Source organism: Buchnera aphidicola (Schlechtendalia chinensis), assembly GCF_001648115.1.
GTDB classification, from domain to species: domain Bacteria; phylum Pseudomonadota; class Gammaproteobacteria; order Enterobacterales; family Enterobacteriaceae; genus Buchnera_B; species Buchnera_B aphidicola_N.
On record NZ_CP011299.1, the window covers coordinates 451,196 to 475,360 of the forward strand.

At 23.7% G+C, this 24,165-nt stretch carries 19 protein-coding genes and 1 tRNA gene; 18 read left to right on the forward strand and 2 right to left on the reverse strand.

What is annotated here, in order from left to right; genetic code table 11:
- Positions 1 to 126 precede the first annotated feature (126 nt).
- From leuS to tusA, 5 genes are all read left to right on the forward strand, one after another.
- On the forward strand, positions 127 to 2,718 hold the full coding sequence (gene leuS / locus XW81_RS02020; protein ID WP_075474283.1) for a leucine--tRNA ligase: 2,592 nt from the start codon (positions 127 to 129) through the stop codon (positions 2,716 to 2,718).
- 212 nt (positions 2,719 to 2,930) lie between these two features.
- Complete coding sequence (gene holA / locus XW81_RS02025; protein WP_075474284.1) at positions 2,931 to 3,932, forward strand: DNA polymerase III subunit delta; 1,002 nt, start codon at positions 2,931 to 2,933, stop codon at positions 3,930 to 3,932.
- A 29-nt stretch (positions 3,933 to 3,961) separates the two neighbouring features.
- Positions 3,962 to 4,222 (forward strand): hypothetical protein, encoded by a 261-nt coding sequence (locus tag XW81_RS02940; protein ID WP_195182280.1) that lies wholly within the window; start codon positions 3,962 to 3,964, stop codon positions 4,220 to 4,222.
- Positions 4,223 to 4,269: 47 nt separating this feature from the next.
- A complete protein-coding gene (locus XW81_RS02945) occupies positions 4,270 to 4,596 on the forward strand; it encodes a nicotinate-nicotinamide nucleotide adenylyltransferase (protein WP_267471151.1) in 327 nt (108 codons plus the stop codon).
- A 40-nt stretch (positions 4,597 to 4,636) separates the two neighbouring features.
- Positions 4,637 to 4,921, forward strand: a complete 285-nt coding sequence (gene tusA / locus XW81_RS02035; protein WP_075474285.1) for a sulfurtransferase TusA — start codon at positions 4,637 to 4,639, stop codon at positions 4,919 to 4,921.
- A gap of 164 nt (positions 4,922 to 5,085) precedes the next feature.
- Here tusA and asd read toward each other — a convergent pair whose 3' ends face one another.
- Positions 5,086 to 6,210 (reverse strand): aspartate-semialdehyde dehydrogenase, encoded by a 1,125-nt coding sequence (gene asd / locus XW81_RS02040; RefSeq protein ID WP_075474286.1) that lies wholly within the window; start codon positions 6,208 to 6,210, stop codon positions 5,086 to 5,088.
- 480 nt (positions 6,211 to 6,690) lie between these two features.
- Here asd and XW81_RS02045 point away from each other — a divergent pair, with 480 nt between their 5' ends.
- The 8 genes from XW81_RS02045 (at position 6,691) to recD (ending at position 19,633) form a co-directional block, all read left to right on the forward strand.
- Positions 6,691 to 7,284, forward strand: coding sequence for a YhgN family NAAT transporter (locus tag XW81_RS02045; protein WP_075474287.1), 594 nt, complete (start codon positions 6,691 to 6,693; stop codon positions 7,282 to 7,284).
- 364 nt (positions 7,285 to 7,648) lie between these two features.
- Complete coding sequence (locus XW81_RS02050; protein WP_075474288.1) at positions 7,649 to 8,809, forward strand: phosphoglycerate kinase; 1,161 nt, start codon at positions 7,649 to 7,651, stop codon at positions 8,807 to 8,809.
- 40 nt (positions 8,810 to 8,849) lie between these two features.
- Positions 8,850 to 9,929, forward strand: a complete 1,080-nt coding sequence (gene fbaA, locus XW81_RS02055; RefSeq protein WP_075474289.1) for a class II fructose-bisphosphate aldolase — start codon at positions 8,850 to 8,852, stop codon at positions 9,927 to 9,929.
- A gap of 129 nt (positions 9,930 to 10,058) precedes the next feature.
- Positions 10,059 to 10,907 carry a small-conductance mechanosensitive channel MscS gene (mscS, locus tag XW81_RS02060; protein ID WP_075474290.1) on the forward strand — a complete coding sequence of 283 codons (849 nt, stop codon included), beginning with the start codon at positions 10,059 to 10,061 and terminating at the stop codon, positions 10,905 to 10,907.
- A gap of 26 nt (positions 10,908 to 10,933) precedes the next feature.
- On the forward strand, positions 10,934 to 11,401 hold the full coding sequence (locus XW81_RS02950; protein WP_195182281.1) for an exodeoxyribonuclease V subunit gamma: 468 nt from the start codon (positions 10,934 to 10,936) through the stop codon (positions 11,399 to 11,401).
- Positions 11,356 to 14,235: an exodeoxyribonuclease V subunit gamma gene (locus XW81_RS02955; protein ID WP_075474292.1), complete on the forward strand. Its 2,880-nt coding sequence runs from the start codon at positions 11,356 to 11,358 to the stop codon at positions 14,233 to 14,235. Before XW81_RS02950 ends, XW81_RS02955 begins: the two co-directional genes overlap by 46 nt.
- Before the next feature lie 47 nt (positions 14,236 to 14,282).
- Positions 14,283 to 17,783 (forward strand): exodeoxyribonuclease V subunit beta, encoded by a 3,501-nt coding sequence (gene recB, locus XW81_RS02075; protein ID WP_075474293.1) that lies wholly within the window; start codon positions 14,283 to 14,285, stop codon positions 17,781 to 17,783.
- Positions 17,784 to 17,791: 8 nt separating this feature from the next.
- Positions 17,792 to 19,633: an exodeoxyribonuclease V subunit alpha gene (recD, locus tag XW81_RS02080; RefSeq protein ID WP_082252570.1), complete on the forward strand. Its 1,842-nt coding sequence runs from the start codon at positions 17,792 to 17,794 to the stop codon at positions 19,631 to 19,633.
- An 88-nt stretch (positions 19,634 to 19,721) separates the two neighbouring features.
- On the opposite strand, the gene XW81_RS02085 is transcribed toward recD, so the two are convergent.
- Positions 19,722 to 19,798: transfer RNA gene (locus tag XW81_RS02085), tRNA-Met, on the reverse strand.
- Between the two features lie 68 nt (positions 19,799 to 19,866).
- Here XW81_RS02085 and mltA point away from each other — a divergent pair.
- The 5 genes from mltA (at position 19,867) to nusB (ending at position 24,159) form a co-directional block, all read left to right on the forward strand.
- Complete coding sequence (gene mltA / locus XW81_RS02090; RefSeq protein WP_075474294.1) at positions 19,867 to 20,931, forward strand: murein transglycosylase A; 1,065 nt, start codon at positions 19,867 to 19,869, stop codon at positions 20,929 to 20,931.
- Positions 20,932 to 20,980: 49 nt separating this feature from the next.
- The gene (gene ribE, locus XW81_RS02095; RefSeq protein WP_075474295.1) at positions 20,981 to 21,454 is read left to right on the forward strand and encodes a 6,7-dimethyl-8-ribityllumazine synthase; all 474 of its coding nucleotides are present in this window, start codon (positions 20,981 to 20,983) and stop codon (positions 21,452 to 21,454) included.
- A gap of 81 nt (positions 21,455 to 21,535) precedes the next feature.
- Positions 21,536 to 22,519, forward strand: a complete 984-nt coding sequence (gene thiL, locus XW81_RS02100; protein WP_075474296.1) for a thiamine-phosphate kinase — start codon at positions 21,536 to 21,538, stop codon at positions 22,517 to 22,519.
- A gap of 81 nt (positions 22,520 to 22,600) precedes the next feature.
- Positions 22,601 to 23,743 carry a bifunctional diaminohydroxyphosphoribosylaminopyrimidine deaminase/5-amino-6-(5-phosphoribosylamino)uracil reductase RibD gene (gene ribD, locus XW81_RS02105; RefSeq protein ID WP_075474297.1) on the forward strand — a complete coding sequence of 381 codons (1,143 nt, stop codon included), beginning with the start codon at positions 22,601 to 22,603 and terminating at the stop codon, positions 23,741 to 23,743.
- A complete protein-coding gene (nusB, locus tag XW81_RS02110; RefSeq protein WP_075474298.1) occupies positions 23,740 to 24,159 on the forward strand; it encodes a transcription antitermination factor NusB in 420 nt (139 codons plus the stop codon). Before ribD ends, nusB begins: the two co-directional genes overlap by 4 nt.
- The last annotated feature ends 6 nt before the right edge of the window (positions 24,160 to 24,165 follow it).

The window sequence follows — 24,165 nt, forward strand, 5'->3', positions numbered from 1 at the left end:
TTTTCATTAAAAAATGTATAATAAAATATTTTCTTATATATTTTTCAAAATATTCTATTTAAAAAAATTATAAAATGTGTGCAATTTATTTATCAATTTGAAAAGTTTTAAAAAAAAAGAAAAAACATGAAAAAAGAATACGTTCCTAAAGACATAGAAACAGAAATTCAAGAAATGTGGGAAAACAATAATGAATTTTCAGATATTAATAATACAAAAAAAGAAAAATATTATTGTCTTTCTATGATCCCTTATCCGTCTGGAAAATTGCATATGGGACATGTTAGAAATTACACTATTAGCGATGTCGTAGCTAGATATCAACGTATGATCGGTAAAAATGTATTGCATCCAATAGGATGGGATGCATTCGGATTACCCGCAGAAGTAGCAGCAATACAAAATAATGTTAATCCATACGAATGGACTCAAAAAAATATAAAATATATGAAAAACCAATTAAAAATATTAGGATTTAGTTACGATTGGGATAAAGAAATTACCACTTGTAATCCTGAATATTATAAATGGGAACAATGGTTTTTTATACAATTGTATAAAAAAAAGTTAGTATATAAAAAAAAATCATTAGTTAATTGGTGTAAAAAAGATAAAACAGTCTTAGCAAATGAACAAGTAATTAATGGATTATGTTGGCGTTGTAATACAAGAGTTGCTAAACGAAAAATTTCTCAGTGGTTTATAAAAATTACAAAATATGCTGAAGAATTATTAGATGGATTAAAAAAATTACCACATTGGCCCAAAAAAGTTAAAAAAATGCAATCAAACTGGATAGGAAAGTCATCTGGAATTACAATTAATGTAAAAATTAATTCTATGATAGAAACACTTAATATCTTTACGTCTCAACCTGAAACAATAATGGGAGCAACATACATAGCTATTTCACCATTTCACGAATTATCTAAAATCCTATCCTATACCAATGAAAACATTCGATTTTTTATTAAAAATGAATATCATTCTAAATTATGTAACAACAGATTTGAAAAAAATAAAGGAATTCATACTAATAAATTTGCTTTACATCCGCTAACTAATGAAAAAATACCCATATGGATTTCTAATTACGTGTTATTAAAATACGAAACTGAAGAAATATTTGGTATACCAGCACACAATCAATATGATCTTAATTTTTCTTTACTACACAACCTAACAATTAAACCAGTTGTTTTCGAAAAAGATGGAAAAATTCCAAAAATAGAAAAAGTAGCTATGATAAAATCAGGAATTTTATTCAATTCCAAAAAGTATAATTTTTTAAGTACTAAAGAAGCACGTTATATCATAATGTCAGATTTAGAAAAAAATAAAATAGGAAAAAAAAATATACATTATCGTTTGAAAGATTGGTGTGTTTCAAGACAGCGCTACTGGGGAGTTCCTATCCCAATGGCAACTTTAAAAAATAAAAAAATTATACCTATACCAAATAAATATCTTCCAATAAAATTATCACAAAATATTAATAATTCAGAGTCTTATCAAGATTTTTTAAATTTACAAAAAGAAAAAACAATAAATATAAATGGGGAAATAGCAACATGCGAATCTGATACATTAGATACATTTGTGGAATCATCATGGTATTACGCTAGATATACCTGTATTCAATATCAAAAAAGTATAATAAATAAACGATCAGCTGAGCACTGGTTGCCTATCGATTTATACGTTGGAGGAATAGAACATTCTACAATGCATCTTATGTATTTTCGTTTTTTTCATAAAGTACTAAGAGATTTTGGATTAGTAAAATCCGATGAACCAGTAAAAAAATTGTTATGCCAAGGAATGGTATTATCCGATGCTTTCTATTATTTTGACGAAAATAATTATCAACATTGGATAAATGTTAATTCGAATAATTATAAATATAATCATGATGGAAGCATTAAAAAAAGTTTTACATACAATGGAACGAAAATATTCTATGCAGGCATGATCAAGATGTCTAAATCTAAAAAAAATGGAGTAGATCCGAAAAGTGTAATTAATACATATGGAGCAGACACAACAAGATTGTTTATCATGTTTGCTGCACCAGTAGAAGCATCATTAGAATGGCGAGAGTCTGGAATTAAAGGAATGTATAGATTTTTAAAAAAATTATGGAAATTTTGTTATAATCATATACAAGAATACGAAGAAACCAATGTACCAATAAACTATAAAAATTTAGATAAAAATCAAAAAAAGCTATGTTCGCTATTGTATAAAGTTGTAAAACAAGTAGAAAATAATATTAGTAAAAAGCAAGCTTTCAATACAGCAATTTCAAGCATAATAAAATTAACTAATGCACTTTTTGAAATATCTTTATCAAGTCAATCTAAAAATAAAAAGTTAATACATAAAACATTATTATGCATAATAAAAATGTTGTATCCTTTCGTTCCTCATTTTAGCTATATGTTATTAAACAATTTGTCGAAAAATGCAAAAAACTATCAAAAAATTTTATGGCCAAAAATTAACGAAAATCTCATGTTCAATGATTCTAATTTAATAATTATACAAATAAATGGAAAACTCCGTCATAAAATTTTAATAGATAAAGAGTATTCTAAACAAGAACTATTAAAAAAAATATTAAAAGAAAAAAAAATATTCAAATACACTAATAATAAAAATATAGAAAAAGTAATATATGTTGAAAAAAAACTAGTAAACTTAGTTATTAACGATTAAACAATAAATATTTTTTATTCATGAAAATATTGGAATTTCAATTTAGAAATTAAAATAATTTATAAAGAATTGTGCAATAATAAATCTTTTAAAAATTTGATTAAATCTAAATTATTTAAATAATAAACTATGCAACATCCAAAAATAACAATTAAAAATCTAATAAACATTATTATATTAGTAATAATTATAATAATTTTTAAAATTACATTATGGATATAATTCATTCAAAACAACTATTTCCAATTTTTTTTAAAAGTTTAAAACCTTATTATGTTCTTGTCGGAAATAACGATTTTTTTATACAAGAAAGCAAAAAAATTATATTTTCTATAGCTCAAAAAAATGGATTTTTAAAAACTACATTAAGTCAAATACAATTCCAATTGAAATCTAATACTATAATATCTACTTTTAAAAATAATAATTTGTTTTCTAAAAAAAAAATTATTATACTACATATACCTCAAAACACACTTACTGCAGAAATCCAAAAGCAATTATCTAACTTATCTATTTTTTTAAATTCCAACTTGCTTTTAATTATTCAAACAAATATATCTAAATATATGCCAAACAATATTTGGTTTAAAATATTTCAATTAAAAGGTACAATTATAAGATGTGAAAATTTACTAAATCAAGAACTAAGTGTCTGGACACAAAATAAAATACATGATTTAAAAATAAATATCCAAGAAGATGCAATAAAATTGCTACTTAAAGTTTACAAAAATAACATCGAGTTTTTATATAATTCATTAAATGTCCTAAAATTAATATGGCCAAATTCGCTAATAGATATCAATAATGTTAAGAATATAATAAGTAACGAAGCTATCTTTACATTAGAAGAATGGATTGATACAATTTTAATCGGGAATTTTGAGAAATCTGTAAAAATTTTAAATAATTTTTATATAAAAAATAATAGTTATCCAGTACTATTAAGAAGTTTACAAAATAATTTACTTGCAATATTAATGATAAAACGTCAAAAATTCACAAATTTTATTAACATTTTAACACAATTTAAAATTTCAAAGCATAGACATTCATTCTTAATAAATATTGCTCGTCATAAAAGTTTAAATAATATAAATCGATCTATTAAACTACTCATGAACATAGAAATTAATGTTAAAAAAAAACATACACAATTTATATGGAATCAATTAAAAATTTTATTACATATAATTAGTCAAAATAATTGAAAAAATTTGCATTAAATATGGAAAAAAAAATGACATCATTATACGTAGTATTAGGTGGTAAATTCAATCCAATTCATTATGGTCATACTGTTACTTCAGAAATATTAGCACAAAAACTTCTTTTTAAAACAATATTTTTACTACCTAACTATACTAGTTACCAACATAAATCAGATATCTTAACAAAACATAAAATTAACATGCTCAAATTAGCTGTAAAAAATAAACCACTATTTAAAATAAACAATCTAGAAATAAAAAAAAAATATCTTATACAATTGATACATTAAAAGAACTACGAAAAAAAATAGGCTACAAGAAACCGTTAGGATTCATTATCGGATTTGATAATTTAGTTACTTTAAATAAATGGTATAAATGGGAAGAACTACTAAAATGGTGTCATTTAATAATATTAAAACGTTCTTTACATAAAAATAACGTGATTAATGGAATTTTAAAAAACTGGATGAAAAAACATATAACTAAAAACTATTATTTATTACATGATAATCCTTCAGGATATATTTTTTTTTCGCAAACTCCTAAAATTGACATTTCCTCTACAAAAATTCGCTACTTTTTAAAAAATAAGTTTCCTTGTTCGCACTTGTTGCCAATTCCAGTTATCAATTATATAAGAAAACATCATTTGTACAATTAATACATCTATTTTAAAAAAAAATAAAGTCAAAATATGAAAAATGAATATTAAAAAAGACAAAAAATACGTAACTTTAGACTTAAGAAATCTTCACTGTCCTGAACCTCTCATGTTATTAAGAAAAAAAATTAGAGAAATTTGTACCGGAAAAATGTTACTAATATTAGCAGATGATCCATCAACTATAAGAGACGTTCCGAACTTTTGTCGATTTATGAATCATTCTCTATTAAATTCTAAAACTAACAAATTACCCTATCAATATTTGATAAAAAAGGGAAAACTATCTTTATGTGTTCCTAAAAACAAAAATATCGTTATATAAAATCAAAAATGTTACTCAAATATTTTTAAAAATCTTGAAATTCTTTATAAATATTAAAAAATTAGATTAAAAGATAAATATCTAACAATTATTAATATACATAATAATTGTTAGAATAGTATTAATAATTTTAAACGATGCAAAAAAAATCAAATTAAGAAAATTTAATCAAGTTTCTGATTAACAAGAATTTTCAACATTCTTCTTAAAGGCTCTGCAGCACCCCATAACAATTGATCTCCTACAGTAAATGCAGATATATATTTTTTCCCTATGTTTAACTTTCTCACTCTTCCAACAGGGGTGAACAAAGTTCCAGTTACTGAAAGAGGCGTTAAATTTTTAATAGTTGCATCAACGTCATTGGGAATTAATCTTGTCCAACGATTGTGGTGAGACAAAATTTTTTCTATTTCTGATAAAGAAATGTCTTTTTTTAACTTAATTACAAACGATTGACTATGACATCTTAATGATCCAATACGAACACATAAACCATCTATAGGTATATTTTTTTTAGACAGTAATATTTTATTAGCTTCAGATTGAATTTTCCATTCTTCTTTGCTTCTTCCATCTTCAGTTTTAACATCAATCCAAGGAATTAAATTTCCGACTAATGGAACATGAAAACAGTTAGTTGGAAAACCATCAGATAAACTAATTTTATTAATTTTTTTTTCTATTTTTAAAATAGATTTAGCTGGATTTTTTAAATCACTCGAAATACCTTTGCAAACTGCGTTCATTTGCATTAATAACTCAACCATATGAGAGGCTCCACTCCCAGAAGCCGCTTGATAAGTAGAAACTGTCATCCAATCAATTAATTTTTTCGAAAATAAACCTCCTAATGACAATAACATCAAACTAACTGTACAATTACCACCTATAAAAGTTTTGCAATTGTTGTCAATAGCTTGGTGAATTGCAGATAAATTAATTGGATCTAAAACAATAACTGATTCTTTTTTCATTCTAAGATAAGAAGCAGCATCTATCCAATATCCTTTCCAACCACTTTTTCTCAATTTATAATATATTTTATTAGTATATTCACTGCCTTGACATGTAACAATAATATCTAATTCTTTCAATATATCAATATCATAAGCATTTTTTAAATTTCCATAATATTTTCCATTAAAAGTAGGTCCCTCTTCATGAATTTGAGATGTAGAAAAAAAAACCGGATTAAAACTTGAAAAATCGTTCTCTTTCTCCATGCGTTCCATTAGTACAGATCCAACCATTCCTCTCCATCCAACTAAACCCACAGAATTTCTCATTTCCTATTTATTTCACCATATAATAATAGCTTAAAATTATTAATAATCTGAATTATTAAATTTATAATAAAAATTTTTAATGCGCACTAACATAAAAAAATATGCAAAAAAAGAAATTACCACACATAACTTCAATTTGAAATTTTAATAAAATTCTCTTAAAAAATAATATAACTTCTTTTTTACAAAAAATGTTGATTTTATTAATGAAATTTAATTTAAATAAGATAAAAATTAAAACTTGAAAAAATTTTAATATAATATTTTTTAAAATTAATTGTTATTAAAAATATTTTTTAATTTTTAATATCTTTATGAACACAAATATATATACTAATAAATAACCCAAAACATTATAATTATTAAACTTTTAAATTCTAATCAAATTGAAATTTGTAAATATTGTCTATGATTAGTTCTATCTAAAAAATGATGTTTACGCATTTGAAAAAAATAAAAGTATTTTAATAAAATTAAATTATGAAAGAAATGATCTCTTCGACTATTTTACTAATTCTAATCATGGATCCATTAGGAAATCTCCCAATATTCATGTCTATATTAAAAAACATTGAACCAAAACGACGTCGTATTGTACTACTTAGAGAGATGTTAATAGCTTTATTAATAATGTTATTATTTTTATTTTCTGGAGAAAACATTCTTAAATTCTTAAATCTAAAAACCGAAACAGTGTCTATATCAGGTGGAATAATTTTATTTCTAATAGCTATAAAAATGATATTCCCTTCTAAAAATAACAAAAATAATACAAAAAATAAAAATGAAGAACCATTTTTAGTACCTCTAGCAATTCCACTAATAGCAGGACCATCACTTTTAGCTACATTAATATTATTGTCACACGAATACTTAAGTAAATTAACATATCTAACGATATCCTTATTAATCGCGTGGACATGCACGGCAATAATTTTATTACTATCAAATATGTTTTTACGTTTATTCGGACCTAAAGGAGTTGATGCCTTAGAACGATTAATGGGACTAATTTTAATTATGCTATCAACTCAAATGTTTTTAGATGGTGTAAAATCTTGGTTTCAAATTTAACAATGTATATAAAATACATTTTAATGTAAAAAAAAAATATAAAAAAAATACTTTAAAATCTAAAAACTCAGAATTAACAATTAATACCTATAAAATTTAATATATACTGTACTTTATAACACAATATCAAATATTAACAAAACATGTAAAAATATTAATATAACTTTAAAATCAATAATTTTAAATTCTTCTAAATGCTAAAAATAAAGACCAAAAAATATCTATATACGTTCTAATTTCAACAAAAATTTTTAAAACAAAAATCTCTTTAAAAAATAATTGTACGTGAAAAGGATATAAACTTAAAATTTGGTATACCTTTTAAAAATTTAATTTTAATGAAAAATAAATATATGGAAAGAAAATGTCAACTATTAAAATAACAGATTTAAAACTTTTAAATAAAAGAGTTCTCATACGATCTGATTTAAATGTACCTATTAAAAATAAAAAAATTATTTCTTATGCTCGTATTCATGCGTCACTACCAACTATTGAATTAGCATTAAAAGAAAATGCAAAAGTTATTATAACTTCTCATTTAGGAAGACCAATAGAAGGAGTATACAACTCAGAACTATCATTACGCCCTATTTATGAATATTTTAAGAAAAAATTTAACAATACGAAAGTACATTTTCTAAAAAACTATTTACATGGAATAGAAATATGTTCAGGAGAACTAGCCATATTAGAAAATGTAAGATTTAATAAAGGCGAAATAGAAAATGATACTCATCTATCTAAAAAATATGCCAGTTTATGTGACATATTCGTAATGGATGCTTTTGGTTCATTACATAGAAATGAATCATCTACTTATGGACTTTCAAAATATTCAAAAATTGCATGTGTTGGATTACTACTAGAATCAGAACTAAAAACATTGAACAATATTCTCAAAAATCCGAAAAAACCTATGGTTACAATTGTTGGAGGTGCTAAAGTATCTACTAAATTTAACATTTTAAAAACGTTAGCAAAAATATCAGATACATTAATAGTAGGTGGAGGTATTGCTAATACATTCATAGCGATTGACAATAACGTTGGTAGATCTCTACACGAACCTAATTTTATAAATCAAGCTAAATCATTGCGCGATAATTATAATATTTTTATACCAACAGATTCCCTTGTTAGCACTACTTTTAATGAAAATAGTATAGGAGTTAATAAAGAAGTTTCGAACATTGAAGAAAATGAAGAAATTATGGATTTTGGAAAAAATACAATAAAAAATATGATATTAATATTAAAAAATGCAAAAACCATATTTTGGAATGGACCAGTAGGAGTTTTTGAATTTAAAAACTTTCAACAAGGAACAAAAACACTTGCTGAAACTATTGCGAAAAACAACAATGCTTTTTCAATAGCAGGAGGAGGAGATACTTTATCTGTAATAGAAACATTAAATATAAAAAATAAAATTTCTTATGTATCCACCGGAGGAGGTTCTCTTTTAAAAATTTTAGAACAAAAAAAGCTTCCAATAATGAAACTATTAGAACGCCGTATTTAAAAAATAGCTACCATCTATTATTCTTCAATAGGATGTTAATATGTGTAAAATTTTAAATTTTATAAAGCCAGGTGTAATTAATGGACTTGACGCACTAAAAATGTTCGAAATAGCCAAAAAAAATTTTTTTGCAATACCTGCAATAAACTGCGTAGGTACTGACTCCATAAATGCTGTTTTAGAATCTGCAAAAAAAGCAAATAGCCCAATAATAGTACAATTTTCCTATGGAGGTTCAACCTTTATTGCGGGAAAAGGATTAAATACAAAAAAATTACATAAACAAGCAATACTAGGCGCTATATCAGGTGCTCAACACGTACATCTAATGGCAAAATACTACAAAATTCCTGTAATTTTACATACTGACCACTGTAATAAAGAAACATTACCTTGGATAGATGAATTAATTGAAAAAGGGAAAAAATATTTTAAGACTTATAAAACTCCTCTTTTCACTTCACATATGATAGATTTATCAAACGAATCCTTACAATTCAATTTGAATACTTGTGCAGAATATTTAAAAGAAATTAAAAACATTAACATGATGTTAGAAATAGAATTAGGTTGCACAGGAGGAGAAGAAGATGGAATTGATAATTCCGATATAGACAATTCTTTATTATACACTAAACCTATAGATGTTAATACTGCATATGAAAAACTATCTTTAATTGATCCTTGCTTTACTATTGCAGCATCTTTTGGAAACGTTCATGGAGTTTATAAATCAGGTAACATTCATTTAAAACCTAATATTTTAAAACAATCACAAGAATATGTTAGAAAAAAACACAATTTATCTTTTAATCCGTTGAATTTTGTATTTCATGGAGGATCAGGATCTTTATTACAAGATATTCAAAAATCTATTAAATATGGAGTTGTTAAAATGAATATAGATACTGATGTTCAATGGGTAACTTGGAAAGGAATACTAAAATTTTATAAAAAGAATCAAATTTATTTACAAAATCAATTAGGAAATCCACTAGGATTAGACAAACCCAATAAAAAATACTATGATCCCAGAACTTGGATTCGGTATTCTCAAATATCAATATTTAACTATTTGCAAAAAATGTTTAAAATACTAAAATCTTATAATACTTTATAAAAATAATTATATATAATTACATTAAAAAATAAGAATTATATGTTCTTAAATTCATTTATACACACTATATAATACTAACTATATAAAGTTATAACATCAAAATAGAAACACTTTTAAAATATAAATATTATGAAAAAAATAAATGTAGTTGATGATATTAATCACGCAGGAAATTGGTTAATACGTAATCAAGAACTAATATTAAGTTACATTATAAATCTTGTGTCATCTATCATGATTCTAGTAATAGGGTTTTTCATAGCTAAAGCAATTTCAAATGTTATCAAAAAAATTTTAATCACTAGAAATATTGATTTTACTATCTCTGGGTTTCTTTCTGCCTTAGCAAAATATATAGTTATCACATTTTTTTTAATAGCGTCTCTAGGATGTATTGGAGTTCAAACTACGTCTGTCATAGCAATATTAGGTGCTGCAGGAATGGCTGTTGGATTAGCTTTGCAAGGATCACTATCAAATTTTGCAGCAGGAGTATTGTTAGTAATATTACGTCCACTTCGAATTGGAGAATATGTAAATCTAGAAAACATATCTGGAACAGTTTTAAATATTCATATATTCTACACTACACTTAGAACATTGGATGGAAAAATTGTAGTTATGCCCAATGGAAAAATTATATCAGGAAATATAATAAATCATTCCAGAGAAAAAACTAGAAGAAATGAATTTATTATCAGTGTTGCACACAACTCTGACATTGATCTAGTAATAAAAGTATTAAAAAATGTTTTAGAAAAAGATAAGAGAGTTATAAAAAATAAAGACATAGTCGTAGGATTAAGTGAATTAACTCCATCTTCACTAAATTTTATCGTACGTTGTTGGAGTAATACAGATGAATTGAATATAGTATACTGGGATTTAATGGCAAAATTTAAAAAAACATTAGATCTAAACAATATAAGTACTTCTCATTCAAAAATTGAAATATGTTGTCACAAAAAAAACAATTAATAAATTCAATTAACTTAGTAAAAAATATGTTTACATTATACAAATCTTACAATTTTCACCTTCTTTTAAAAAAAGCATGTTCTATTTTTATAAACAAACCATTAAAAAATCCACTTAAACAAGAATTTTTTATAATTCCAAATAAAGAAACAGAACATTGGATTAACATTTACATAGCAAAAAAATACTCAATAGTTGCAAATATCAAATTTTTGCAATTTAATAACTTTATATTGGAAATATTTCAAAAAGTTAATTCTAGAAATAATTTGAAATTAGAATTTGAAAGATATCATATTATTTGGAAAATAATGAATATAAAAAATGTTAAAAATTTTACTAACTTCATTAGTAAAAGCAATTCAAAAATAAAATTGTTCGAAATAGTATCTTACTTATCAAAACAATTTGAAAAATTTTTACTATATCGTTCAGATTGGATATATGAATGGACTACAAACTTAAAAAAAAAAGAACACAATCTAACTCTATAAAATCATATGAAAGTTTATGGAAAACACTCATAGAATACATAAAAGCAAGAAATCAATCTATTCAAAATCTCTCTACTTTTCTATTTCTATTTAACGAAAAAACAAAAAAAAATAATATGAATAAATTTCCATCTAGAATTTTTATTTTTGGAAATAAATTTTTAACACCATATAACTTAATATTTTTAAAAAAAATACAATCAATATGTAAAATACATTTTTTTTATGTAACTCCATATAAACAAGAAAAAAAGATTCTAAAAAATTTTGAAAAAGAACAAGAAAAATACCACACTAATTTAACAAAAAAAAACATATTACACTTTTTTGAAAACACGAGAAAACTCAAAACATCCATAAAAGAAAAATCAAATATTAACACTAACGATCTTTCAACATTTGGACAATATGCATTAGAATACACAATTCTCACAAACCTAATACAAAAGAAAGAAGTAAATCTATTCAAGATCAAAAAACCTGCTTGTTTACTACAAAAAATACAAGAAAAAATAATAAAAAATGATTTCAACCTTCAAAATTATAAAAATATCGAAAATACAAAGAAAAACAAAAATATAATCTTTAAAAATGACAAATCTATTTCCATACATGAGTGTTCAACATTAAAAAGAGAAATAGAAATTTTACACGATAATTTGTTAAGTATACTTAATTCCAACTATGACATATTCTTTCACGATATACTAATAATTAGCAAAGATATTAGTTCATACATTCCATTTATCAAATCTGTATTTAATCCTATTAATAATAAACATCATATTCCATTTTGTATTCTATCCAACAATCATCAAAAAAAATATACGATATTAAAAACCATTATTAAAATATTAAGTCTTCCAGATACTTTTCTTAATAACGAGAAAATTTTTAGTTTGTTGGAAAATCCTTTTATACTTAAAAAGTTTCAAATACCAGAAGAAAAAATAGAAAATTTACGTAAAATACTTCAAAAATCTCAAATACAATTTGAAGAAAACGCAAATTTCAATACACATAAATCGTGTAAAAATATAAAAATTTGCGATTTTAGTAATGAAGCATCAAAAATTTTTCTTGGAAAATCGATGAACGATATTAACTACGTTACATGGAACAAAATGGTTCCTTATAATAAATTGAGTTCTAAAGATTATGAGAATTTTAGCAAATTCGTTACATTTATATCATTTTTAAAAAAATGGAAAAAAAAATTGTCTACTCAAAAATCACTACAATCTTGGAAAACTATTTTCGGAAAATTACTTAATGAACTTTTTGTACAGGATGAAATAGAAAATCAAGAAATAAATTATATAAAAAAAATTTTAGATACAATTATTAATCCTGGAATACAAGAAAATTACGAAAAAAAAATTCCTATTAATTTACTAAAAAACGAGTTAGAAAAAAATCTTTTAAAAAAAATAAACATTTATAATCATGCCTTTGGAAAAGTAACTTTCTGCAATGGCTTTATACTAAGAAATATACCATTCAAAGTTATTCATATACTAGGAATGAATGAAAACTTTGTTTTTCAAAAAATATTAACTGGAAATTTCAATTTAATAAAAAAATATCCAAGAATATGTGATCCTAATAGAAAACACAAATACAAATATTTCTTTTTAGAAACTCTTTTATCTGCAAAAAAAATACTATCAATCAGTTACTATAAAAACTCTGAAAACAACTATGAAACACATGAACCATCTATAATTATAAGCCAGTTATTGTCCTATATATCAAAAAATTTTTACATATTAGAAAAAAGCGAAAAAAAAAATACTAGAGAATTATTTTCTCATTTATATCATGTCCATACAAACAAACCATACGATACTAAAAATTTTTCTAAAAATTTTAATTTTCAAAGTTTTAATGAAACATGGTTAAAAATTTCTCAACTTAAAAAAATAAACACAAATAATTTTAATAAAACTCTGCCAAAAATCCAAAGTGATATAATTAATGTTTCTGATTTAATATCTTTTTGGAAACATCCAGTCAAATATTTTTTTAATAAACGACTGGGTATTAGATTGAATCCAATTACAACTATCAATTTACATGAAGAAAATTATTCAATTACAAAAATTGATCATTACTGGATTAGTATTGATATACTAAATTTTTTATTAAAACAAAAAAATATAAAAAAATTATTTCTATACTATCGATACAAAGGTATTATACCACTTGGAAATTTAGGAAAGATATATTGGGAAAATTGTTTATCTCAGATTATACCACTATACAATACAATAAAATCTATTAAAGAAAAGTTGACACATAAGAAAATTTTTATACAAACAAAAAAATGTGAACTTTTTGGATCATTAAAAAACATAAGTCCAAAGGGACTACTACGTTGGACACCAACTGTTATAAAAAATAAAGATATAATTGCTCTATGGATAGAACACTTAATTTATTGTTCTATACATACAACTGGAAATAATAGTACTATACTCGGACTTAACAAAGACAACTTGTCTTTCACAAAATTAGAAAGTAAAAAAGCAAATTATCTTTTAAATAAATATGTTCATGGATATTTTCAAGGTATGAACAAACCTATATTGCTAACAAATTCAGGAATTAATTGGTTAAAATGTATTCATAAAAAAAGACAAACAAGCATTTCTGAAAGTAAAAAAAAAATAATCGAAACATGGGAAGGAAATAATTGGAATTCGGGAGAAAAAAACGATTTGTACTTAAAAAAGGTAATAACTACTTTAAGCAAAGAGAATATTTCTAAAATATGTGAAACAGCTAAAAAATGGATACTACCCATAATACAATATACTCAAAAAAATAACTAAAACTATTAAAATATACAATAAAAAATTAATTTATAATTAAGAAAATTATGAGATCAGAAAAATCTGTACCTATTTTAAATACAAATCATTTTCCACTATCAGGAAAAATATTAATTGAAGCATCAGCAGGAACAGGAAAAACATTTTCTTTAGTTACTTTATATTTAAAATTATTGCTAGGACTTGGAAAAGACAATTCAGTTCAAAAAGCATTTTTAGTTCAAGAAATTTTAGTAATAACATTTACAAAGCATACAAAAAAAGAACTAAAAAATAGAATAAAAATATATATTCATGATTTCAAAAAAACTTGCTTAAAAAAAAATGAAAACTGTATTTTATATCATTTATTTAAAAAAATTAAAAACTTGGATAAAGCTATATATTTATTATCACAAGCAGAACAATCAATTCATACATTAGAAGTGTACACTATACATGAATTTTGCTACCAAGCCTTAAAAATTAACAAATTTTTATCTAATATTTTTTTTCAAAAAAAAATAGCAAAAAATGTATATCATTTATATCTACAATCTAGTATTACATTTTGGAACGAATGCTTCAAAAACTTACCAAAAAATATTTTGAACATTATTTTGAAATATTTTAAAAATCCAAGTTTTTTGTTAAAAAAAGTATTTCCATTCCTGTTAAATGAAAGTTTTGTAAAAAAAAAATATGTTAAGAATAAATTAAACATTGTCCAAAGTTATGACATATTAATTAAAAAAATAAAAATCTTTAAAAACACATGGTTAAAATATCATAAAACAATATTTAGTATAATTAATAAATCTCAAGCAAATAAAAAAGTTTATACTAAGTCTAATTTAAACAGATGGGTTAATAACATTACAATTTGGTCTTTAACAAAATCAGAAAATCTTAACATTCCAAAAGATCTAAAATACTTTCAAAAACAATACTTAATCGAAAAAAATTATTCTGAAAGTGTTTCTGAAAACGAGATATTTGAAATTACTGAAAAATTTCTAAAAATAAATTTTTCGTTAAAATCTGCATTTATAATAGAAACGATTATAAAAATAAAAAAACATTTTACTCAAAGAAAACAACAATTAGGAATATTTGAGTTCGACGATTTAATTCAATTTGTTATTTCAATTTTAGAAAAAAAAAATAAAAGTTTTATAAATACACTCGCTAAGAAATATCCAGCATTGTTAATTGATGAATTTCAAGATACAAACTATAAACAATATAAAATATTTGAAAAAATTTATTCATCAAATAAACATCTGTTCGTTTTAATCAGCGATCCTAAACAAGCTATTTATGAATTTAGAGGAGCAGATATTTCATCATACATAAAAGCAACAAAAAATATAAAACAACGTTACCATCTTGAAATTAATTGGAGATCGTCTAAAGAAATAATAGACAGTATAAACTTACTATTTTCAAGAACTAAAAATATTTTTATGCACTCTAGAATTAAATTCATTTCATTAAAATCAAGATATAAATACAAACAAATAAAATTTGAGATAAATGGAAAAATTCAACCAGCTCTACGGTTTTTGTTAAATAAAGAAAGAATAACGACAATCAGTGATTATAAAAAATGGATATCTAAAAGCTATGCAAAATATATTTCGTTTTGGATTAACGAAGGTAAAACAAAAAATGCTACTATTACATATAAAAATAAAACGGAATTTGTATCTGAAAAAAATATTTGTATATTAGTAAATAACAAAAAAGAAGCATATATTATGCAAATAGCTTTACAAGAACTAAACATTAAAACAACATATCTTTCAAAACGAGAAAGCGTATTTCACACTAATGAAGCAATAGAAATATTATGGATTCTTCAAGCAATTTTAAATCCTAAAAATGAAGCTACATTAAAAAGAGCGATATCAACAACGATTATATCTATTCAAAGCAAAAAAATCGATTGCATTACGCAAAAACATTCGTTCTGGTCAAATTTGATAAATCAATTTTACAAATATTTAATCATTTGGGAAAAATTCGGCATTACACACGTTATTCATAAAATAATAATAAATTATAGAGTAAAACATCAAAATGATACTTTAAAGAAAAATGTACCTAACATTGATTATATATTACAAATTACCAAACTATTAGAAATTAGAAGCAATAAAAATAAAAGCAAACATATTCTAATATCATGGTTAGAAAAAAAAATAGTAAACAAAAATGATGTTCCTTATAAAGATTATATAAATATTAAAAATAACAATAACTATGTGCAAATTGTAACTATTTATAAATCAAAAGGACTCGAATATCCAATAGTATGTATTCCATTTTTCACAACTCACTACAATAATCATAACACATCCAAACTTTTTAACGACATTAAATTAAATTTAAAAAACGAAAAAACACTATTGTCAGAACAAATGAGACTACTATATGTAGCATTAACCCGTGCAATAGTACATTGTTTTGTAGGAATTGCATTCATTACACGTAAAGTAAAAAAACATGAAAATTACTATTCAAATTTGTATAAAAATGCTCTAGGAAATATCCTAAAAATAGATAAAAAGTTAAATTTTGAAGAATTAAATGAAATACTTAAAAAAATTGACCCTAACAAAAATATACGAACTACTTCTAAAATACCAGAATTTCAAATTAAAGATAAAGAAAAAATCGTAAAAGTTAATACTTTAAGTAATCAAATATTTACAAGAAAATTTCAATGCAACTATATAATAACTAGCTACTCAAATTTAAAAAAAGAATATAAATCAAACATATTACCAACAAAAAAAATATATACTAATACTAATTACAATAAACCTGAAATACCTCAAAAAAAAGTTCAACTAACATCATATGCTTTTCCAAAAGGGAAAAAGTTTGGAATATTTATTCATAAAATTTTAAAAAACATTAATTTTAAAAAAAAAATTAATAATGATTGGATATCTCATCAACTTATACAAAATGACTTTAGCAAAACGTGGTCTGAATCAATAAAAAAATGGATAAAAAAAATATTACACACACCACTAAATTCTGATAATCTTGTACTATCTAAATTATCCCAAGAAAACTGTATAAAAGAATTAAAATTCTTTTTTCCTATAGAAAACCAATTAACAAATAAAAAATTATACGAAATTTTTAAGATGTCAAATCGACCAAATAAAAACTTTTTTCCAGAGCACTTAAACCCTATTAAAGGCATGTTCACAGGATCAATAGATTTGGTATTTAAACGCAAGAAGAAATATTATTTATTAGATTATAAATCAAACTGGTTAGGAGATTCAAACTATTGCTACGCAATAGAAAATATAGAAAGTGCAATAATTTCCAACTACTACGACTTGCAATACCAAATTTATAGTATTGCATTACACAGATATTTAAAACAAAGAATTAAAAATTATTGTTTTCTCAAACATTTTGGAGGAATATACGTTTTATTCTTGAGAGCTATAGAAAATAGAAATTTGAATACAGGTCTGTTCTTTACATTACCTAAATTAAATAAAATAATAGAACTTAACAATTTTTTTAAAAAAATCGAATAAAATATAATATGAACATCTTATTTTTATTAAAAAAAGCTATTTCGAGAAAGATAATTTGCCCATTGGATTATTTTTTTTGTTGTTCTGTAGCTCAAAAAGAATCTCAAAAAATTATGTTACTATCTGCTTGTATACATTACTGGATTCGAATGAAACATACATGTCTCCCAATATCTTACTTTGAAGAACAAAAAATATTTTATAAAAAAGAAAACAATGCTTTAATTAAAAAAATATGGAAAACGGCAAATTTGTCAAAAAATTTTAAGCCAGAAATATTTAAAAGTTCAATAATAAGCAATGGAAATCGTGCTACTCCTCTTATTTTTCTCAATGAAAAAATATATTTTTATAAAACATGGATAGCAGAAAAAAAAATTTTTAAATTCATTTCTCAATCTAATAATATTAAAATAAAACAATTAACTTCTATTAAAGAAAAAATAATTACTTTATTAAAAAAATGTACAGAAAATTCACAAAAAATTGCAATTATTTTATCAACTGTTAAAAAAATAACATTCATAATAGGAGGTCCAGGAACAGGAAAAACCACAATAGTTTCAAATATATTAGAAGTTATGATGACTATTTCTAAAAAAAAAATAAAAATTCAATTAGCAGCTACGACAGGAAAAGCAGCAAATCACCTTACTGAATCTATTAAAAAATGTATGTTAAATATACCTCTCTTTAAAAACAACAAACGTATTCTAATATCTCCTGCAATTACTTTACATAGACTTTTAAAAATAAATAATATTCAAAACACGTACTCAGATAAAAAGAATACTGTTTTAGATATAGACATACTAATTATAGACGAATCTTCTATGATTGACATTTTTGTTATGGAAAAATTAATTGACAATATATCAAAAAAAACTAGAATCATATTTCTAGGAGATCACAACCAACTTCCTTCAATAAATTGTGGACACGTTTTAAAAGATATATACAGCTACTACAAACATGGATATAGCGAAAATATAATCAAAATTATAAATTACTTTAATATTTTTGAAATTAACCATGTTAATGGTTACAAATTTTCCAACATAAACGATAAAATATGCATTTTAACGAAAAACTATCGTTTTAATATTAAATCTAATATTTTTAAAGTATCCAAAAAAATTATACAGAATACGTCAAATAATTTCAAAAAATTATTTCTAAATAACTATCGTGATATTAAATTTTATTCTCTGAAAACTAAAGACGATTATAAAAAAATGATCTCAAAATTAGTTGAAAATTATGAAAATTATTGGAATATCCTAAAAGAAAAAAACATGCCTCTCAATGCAATACTAAATTTTAAAAAATATAGATTAATGTGTATATTTAAAAATGGTCCATTTGGAGTCGAAGGTTTAAATAAAGAAATAGAAAAAAGAATGAAAAAATTAAAATTCATTCAAAATAACGATGTTAATAGTAAAGAAATATATTTTGGACAACCGATATTAATTTTAAAAAATAATTATACAATAAAATTGTATAACGGAGATGTAGGAGTAATTATGTATGATCACAACAAAGAACTAAAAGCATTTTTTTGTAATCATAAAGAAAAAACACGATCTATACCAATTAATTTACTACCAAAGTTTCAAACAAATTGGGCTACAACAGTACATAAAACCCAAGGATCAGAATTTTATCATTCAACTTTAGTATTACCTAATTTTGATTCCGAAATTTTAACTAAAGAATTAATTTACACTGCTGTTACAAGACCTAAAAAAAAACTAACTGTATACAGTAGTAAAAAAATATTTTTAAGATCTATACAAAAAGAAACGAAAAGATGCAGTGGACTTTCTATAAATGAATGTTCATACTAAATACAAATTAAAATACTAAAAAATTCTTAAAACGTTTAATATTATATTTAATATCTAATTATTATTTAAACTACAAATATTAAAAATTTGGTTGCGGGGGCCGGATTTGAACCGACGACCTTCGGGTTATGAGCCCGACGAGCTACCATACTGCTCCACCCCGCGTCTTATATTTAAGAATATACTATATTATAATAAAGATGCAATCTTTTTTTTAAAAAAACTTTAAAAACATGAAAAATAAAATTATTATAGTATTAATAACGTCAATTTTAAGTTTATGTTCATTTAAAAAAAATAATTCTGAAAAAGTTCATAAACCCAACGTTATAAATAATACAATACAAAAAAAAAATCTTAATACTGCTATTAATGGAAAAATCTCTAATTTAGAAGATGTTTTAAGACAAATTCAAAAAATAAAAAAATTTTCTCCAAAGTTATACAATAAAAACATAAAATTGTATAAATCAGTAAATAAATGGTTAAAATTTAATAGAGATATTAAATATTTAAAATTATTTGGAATAAATTTATTTAAATTAAAAAATATTAATAATTATGGTAATATAAAAATTACAAGCTATTACACTCCAATTATACACGCTAAAAAAAAACCAGAAAAAAAATTTCAATATCCAATTTATGCTATGCCTAGCTTTCAAAAAAAATATAATCGATTACCAAATAGGAAAAATATATATAATGGAATCCTAAAGAAAAAATATATTTTAGCATATAGTAATTCATTAGTGGACAATTTCATTATGGAAATACAAGGTAGCGGAATCGTTGATTACGGTTTTCATAAACCTTTAACTTTGTTTAAATATTCTGGAGAAAACGGATGGCCTTATAAAAGCATTGGAAACTTTCTTATTAAAAATGGCGATATTAAGAAAGAAGACATGTCTATGAAATCTATAATAAAATGGTTTTCTAAACACACATCATTAGAAGCAAAACACTTGTTAGAAATAAATAACTCATTTGTATTTTTTAAACAAGTCAAAAATACATTAGTATGTGGCTCTAGTTCTGTACCTTTAATTGCTAAAACTTCTATAGCAACAGACAAAAATGTCATAAAACCAGGAAATATAATACTAGCTCAAATTCCGATTCTAGATGAGTTTGGAAAATTTAATAATAAATATGAAAATAGAATTTTAATTTCATTAGATGTAGGTGGATCAATTAAAGGACAAAAAATAGATATTTACCAAGGAATAGGAAAGCATGCCGGAATAAAAGCTGGGTTTTATAACCATTATGGATATGTTTGGATATTAAAATAAAAAATAACAATGAAAATTTTAAAAACAAAATAAAATATAAACTACGCATATGAAAATAATTAAAAATACTGTCTTAGCACAAACAGAAAAAATTGCTATAATAATTAGCAGATTTAACTATTTTATTAATCAAAATTTACTAAGTGGATCACTCGATACTCTTAAACGAATTGGACAAGTCAAATCTGAAAATATAACTATAATACACGTACCAGGAACTTTTGAAATACCAATTATTGCAGATATTATAGCTAGCCAAAAAAAATACGATGCCATAATAGTGTTAGGAACGATTATAAAAGGTAAAACTCCTCATTTTTCGCTACTTTCGAATGAAATTAGCAAAAAAATTTCTAGTATCAGTATTCAATATAAAATTCCAATTTCTTTTGGAATAATTGTAGCTAATAATATTCAGCAAGCAATTGAACGTTCAGGAACAAAAATGGGAAATAAAGGCTCAGAATCAGCATTAGTAACATTAGAAATGATTAATATCATTAATAAAATTAATAATGATTAAGATATATTTTTTTTAAGATTAAAATCTTTATAAATTTATAGAATAATCGAATATACATTAAAAAAGATACTACAATATTATATGATATTAGATGAATTCGAAATAATTAAAAAATATTTTAGTAAAACGTTAAAAAAATTTGATGAAAACGTAATACAAGATATTGGTGACGACTGCGCACTTGTAAAAATTCCAAAAAATCATGTTCTCGCGATCAGTACTGATACGTTAACAGAAAAGATTCATTTTCTTAAAGACATGCATCCTTCCGATTTAGGTTACAAAATTGTTGCAGTAAATCTTAGTGATTTAGCTGCTATGGGGGCAAAACCTAAATGGATTACAATATCATTAACCTTACCAAAAATTAATGCTCTTTGGATAAAACACTTTAGTGAATGTTTATTCAAAACATTAGATTCATATAATATGAAGTTAATAGGAGGAAATACAACTAGAGGACCGCTAAGCATAACAGCAAGTATTTATGGAATAATTCCCAAAAATCAAGCTTTGCTAAGAAACAAAGCAAAAATTGGAGATTTAATATATGTTACTGGTACTCTGGGAGATAGCGCAGCGGGTTTATTCTTACTCAAAAACAAACCTAAAACTATGACAAAAAGTCTCAATTATCTTGTAAAAAAACATTTACGACCAATTCCAAGAATCATGCATGGACAATTATTAAGAAATATTGCTAGTTCTGCTATTGACATATCAGATGGATTATTTTCAGATTTACAAAAAATTTTAAATTTTAGTCAATGTGGGGCAAATATTAATTTAAATAAGTTACCAATTTCTAACGTTTTAAAAGAAAACTTTTCGAAAAAAAAATGGTTAAAATTTGCTACCAATTCTGGAGAAGATTATGAATTATGTTTTACTATACCAAAAAAAAATATATCAAACTTAAAGAATGCTATTAATCATCTAGGAATACAATATAATTGTATTGGAGAAATTGATCACATTAAAAATGGATATAATATATTTTATCGTGGAAAAAATATAAATTTTTCATGTAAAGGATATAACCATTTTTTAAAAAATAATGAATAAATATTGATTAGTACAATATAATAATATTTCATAAGACGATTAAAAATTATTTTTATCTGTGCAATTATTACTGTAAAAATTATGAAAAATAATGCGAAAGACATCTTTTACATGAAAGAAGCAATAAAAATAGCGAAAAAAGGAGAGTTAACTACATCGCCTAATCCAAATGTAGGATGTATAATAGTTAAAAATGACATAATTATCGGGACAGGATGGCATAAAAAGTCTGGAAAACCACATGCAGAAATATATGCTTTGAAAAAAGCAGGAGAAAAAGCAAAACAATCTACAGTATATATTACTTTAGAACCATGTTGTCACTTTGGGAAAACTCCTCCTTGTTGTATTGCATTAATTAAAGCAGGCGTTGCAAAAGTAGTAATATCATCCTTAGATCCTAATCCTATGGTATCTGGGAAGGGGATTCAATGGCTTAAAAAAGAAGGAATTATAGTAAAAGTAGGAATTATATCTTATGCAGCTGAGAGTATAAATAAAGGGTTTTTCCAAAGAATGCGTATAGGAATACCTTGGATTCAATTAAAACTAGCTAGCTCAATAGATGGAAGAACTGCTTTAAAAAACGGAATAAGTAAATGGATTACGTCATCTAAATCACGTCAAGATGTTCAAATATATAGAAAAAAATCTGATGCTATAATTAGCAGTAGTCACTCCGTTATTATGGACAATGCTTTATTAACTGTTAGAAAAATTCATAGAATAGAAGATAAAAAAAAATATTTAAAAAATCAAGAAACGATTAAACAACCACTCCGTATTATTATAGATAGTAAAAATCGCATGACACCATTTCATAGATGCATCAAAGAACCCGGAAAAATATTATTAATACGTCTCAAATATGACAGAAATCGTTGGCCTAAAAATGTAGAACAAGTAATATTAAAAAACAATACATTTAGAATTAATTTAATTGATCTTCTAAAATTATTAGGAAAGCGACAAATAAATAAAGTTTTAATAGAAACAGGGGCATCACTATCCGGAGCTTTTCTAAAACTAAATGTTGTAAATGAAATAATAATTTACATGGCACCAAAAATGTTAGGAAACTACTCAAAACCATTATTTATGTTAGAAAATTATAAAAAATTGCAACTAGTACCTCAATTCAGTTTCAAAAATGTTAAAAAAATAGGAAAAGATATAAGACTAATTTTAATAAAAAATAAAAAAGGAAATACAACTTATTTATGAAACCTCTAGCTAGAAGAAAAGCGCGAGAATGTGCAGTACAAGCGCTATACTCGTGGCAATTAACTAAAAATAATATCGAAGAAATAGAAAATCAATTTTTTGAAAAAAAAAATTTAAAAAATATTGATAAAGTATATTTTCATGAATTGATCGTAGGAATAACAAAACATCAAAAGTACTTAGATTCATTAATGGAACCTTACTTATCTCGAGAAATAAGTAAACTAGGGCAGATAGAAAAAGCAATACTTCGAATTTCTTTTTATGAACTAAAAAAAAGACAAGACATTCCTTACAAAGTAACAATAAATGAAGGAATAGAATTAGCAAAATTATTTGGAGCAGAAGAAAGTCATAAATTTATTAATGGTGTTTTGGACAAAGCTGCCGCAAATATTAGAAATCATAAAAATTAAACAAAT